Annotated in this window: 1 pseudogene; it reads left to right on the forward strand. The window is 35.0% G+C overall.

The features are described 5' to 3' along the window. Positions 1–1,225: pseudogene (locus ACLJX0_RS15365) on the forward strand (hypothetical protein); the annotation flags it as partial.

The raw sequence follows: 1,225 nt of genomic DNA on the forward strand, positions 1-1,225 counted from the left end.
AATACAGTTGAATTAGCTGTGGAAGAAATAGCTAACAACTCTACCTTCATTACCGAATTGACAACCAATGAAGAATTCATCACCAAGGTAACGGCCAATGAGACGTTTATTACGGAGATTATCAACAAATTAGAAGGAAAATACGGAAATGTTTATTTTAATACAACGGAAAAGAAATTCTACTATATCAATGAAGATGGTACGCAAAGTGAAATTGATTGGTCAGAACTTAATACAACTAACGTAAGTTTTACACTAGTAAATGATAAGCTGACTGTCACAGATTCTGATGGCAATACAGTTGAATTAGCTGTGGAAGAAATAGCTAACAACTCTACCTTCATTACCGAATTGACAACCAATGAAGAATTCATCACCAAGGTAACGGCCAATGAGACGTTTATTACGGAGATTATCAACAAATTAGAAGGAAAATACGGAAATGTTTATTTTAATACAACGGAAAAGAAATTCTACTATATCAATGAAGATGGTACTCAAGAAGAAATTGATTGGTCAGAACTTAATACAACTAACGTAAGTTTTACACTAGTAAATGATAAGCTGACTGTCACAGATTCTGATGGTAATACAGTTGAATTAGCTGTGGAAGAAATAGCTAACAACTCTACCTTCATTACCGAATTGACAACCAATGAAGAATTCATTACGAATCTTACCGATAATGAAACATTGATTACTAAAATTGTCAACAAATTAGAAGGTAAATTCGGTAACGTTTACTACAATACAACCGAGAAGAAATTCTACTATATCGACGCAGAAGGAGATCACGAAGAAATCGACTGGTCAGACTTCAATACGACAAACGAGACCTTTACGTTGGAAGATGATATGTTGACGATTACTGATAGTGATGGGAATGCCGTTAAGTTGGCAGTGAGTGAGATTGCCAATAATTCTACCTTCATTACCGAATTGACAACCAATGAAGAATTCATTACAAATCTTACCGATAATGAAACATTGATTACTAAAATTGTCAACAAATTAGAAGGCAAATTCGGTAACGTTTACTACAATACAACCGAGAAGAAATTCTACTATATCGACGCAGAAGGAGATCACGAAGAAATCGACTGGTCAGACTTCAATACGACAAACGAGACCTTTACGTTGGAAGATGATATGTTGACGATTACTGATAGTGATGGGAATGCCGTTAAATTGGCGGTGAGTGAGATTGCCAATAATTCTACCTTCA

The organism is Myroides sp. DW712 (assembly GCF_046557355.1).
GTDB lineage: Bacteria > Bacteroidota > Bacteroidia > Flavobacteriales > Flavobacteriaceae > Flavobacterium.